General features: G+C 39.0%; 2 protein-coding genes. One reads left to right on the plus strand and one right to left on the minus strand.

Annotation, left to right across the window (positions count from 1 at the left end; all coding sequences use genetic code 11):
* Positions 1 to 113 precede the first annotated feature (113 nt).
* Positions 114 to 1,403 (plus strand): IS110 family transposase, encoded by a 1,290-nt coding sequence (locus tag KQI22_RS13620; protein WP_216553402.1) that lies wholly within the window; start codon positions 114 to 116, stop codon positions 1,401 to 1,403.
* A 224-nt stretch (positions 1,404 to 1,627) separates the two neighbouring features.
* Here KQI22_RS13620 and KQI22_RS13625 read toward each other — a convergent pair.
* A partial coding sequence (locus tag KQI22_RS13625; RefSeq protein WP_216553405.1) for a hypothetical protein occupies positions 1,628 to 1,840 on the minus strand: 213 nt, incomplete at its 5' end.

Consider the following 1,840-nt stretch of genomic DNA (forward strand, 5'->3'; position numbering starts at 1 on the left):
AGGAGCATTCCTGTAATTCATTAAAAGCGCCAATTGAATAAAAAAGAACCTCAAGGTAAGATTGAGTTGCATCTTGGCGGATGTAAACAAAACAATCAGACCGGAGGTTCAACATGAATTATACACAGAATGAAAAGATCGAGCAAGTAACAGATACAACAATGGTAGTAGGTATTGATATCGGAAGTCAGACACATTATGCTAGAGCTTTTGATAATCGCGGGCGCGAACTTACGAAAAGAGTTTTTTCATTCAAGAATGACCTAGAAGGATTCAATTCGTTTTATCTTTGGACAGAGACACTTAGAAAAGACAATGGTAAGGCCGAAGTGATGATAGGCTGTGAGCCAACAGGACACTACTGGTTTGCATTTGCAAAGTATGTTCAGGATCATCAAATGAAGTTAGTAATGGTCAATCCATTCTCGGTTAAGAAAATCAAGGAACTTGATGATAACAGTCCAAAGAAGACTGATTCAAAGGATCCAAAAACAATCGCTAAGTTGGTTGTGGATGGAAGATATTCTATTCCATATATGCCAGAGGGCATTTATGCAGAAATAAGAGATTTGGTATACAGCCGTGACAGAATTATTAAGCAGCACAATATATCTGCTAATAGAATTCAGAGATGGCTTGCAATACACTTTCCAGAATACCTGGGACTTTATACAAGATTTGATGCAGCAAGTGGCTTGGCAGTGCTTGAAAAAGCTCCATTGCCAAAGGATGTAATCGCACTTGGGGTAGAGGGAATTCGAAAGATTTGGCATGAAAAAAAGATGCGTGGCAGAGGTGTTACTGAAGATAGGGCAAAGACCCTGGTGGAAACCGCGCATAACAGTGTTGGTCTAGATGGAGGACTTGGAACCAAAAGCGAATTATATATGCTGCTTGAAGAGCATCGATTATGGACTTCACAATTAGAAGCCATAAATAAAGTACTGGAAGAAACGATTCAGAAGGTACAGTATGTGGAGAAGTTACTCGCCATTAAAGGAGTAGGAAGTGTTACAATCGCAGGATTCATTGCTGAAGTCGGTGACATCAGACGCTTTAAGTCGCCAAAACAGATTCAAAAGTATGCAGGTCTTGAATTAGTGGAAAACAGTTCAGGAAAACATAAAGGAAGATCAAGAATCAGCAAACGAGGAAGAAGAAAACTCAGAAAGATCTTGTATCAGGTAATGGTTCCATTACTTGCAAGAAATCAGGAGTTTCGAACAATCTATGATTATTATGTGACTCGTGTAAAGAATCCGTTGAAACGAAGACAGGCAATGATTGCTGTCAGTTGTAAGTTAATCCGCGTATTCTATGTGGTGTTAACAAAAGGTGTAGATTATGACAGATTCAAAATGATGTCAGATATCCATCACGAAAGCGGTCTTATAGCCGCTTAAGCAAGAAGTACTGTAAACAGGAAAAGCGTCCGCCATCAATGGTGCTGTGATACAGGAATGCAGAAAATATATAGAACAAAGTAGAGCTAGTAGCTGCGTTGACATTTTAATTAGGACATAGATCCTGTCGTAGGAGCATAAGCAGCACCCAACTATGGATAAGCAGAACGAAGGAATTTAGGACCTAGCAGAGGCTGGTGATCCTGGTAGACATGAGAGGTTAGTTACTGTAGAGGATTTTGGGAAAACGATAAAGCCTTCATAAAGAAAACGAAAGACGTTTTGTTTGTTGTACTCAAAATCATCAGAAATGAGCTCATTGAAGCTACTTCATATCCAGAAAACTCTAGTTTGAAGATATATGTAACTTGTAAACCGTTCAACAAATCCAGTAAAATCAAGGCTTTTGTTGAACATGCACTAAAAAGAATAGAGAG

The sequence above is a fragment of the Kineothrix sp. MSJ-39 genome (assembly GCF_018917935.1).
GTDB lineage: Bacteria > Bacillota > Clostridia > Lachnospirales > Lachnospiraceae > CAG-194.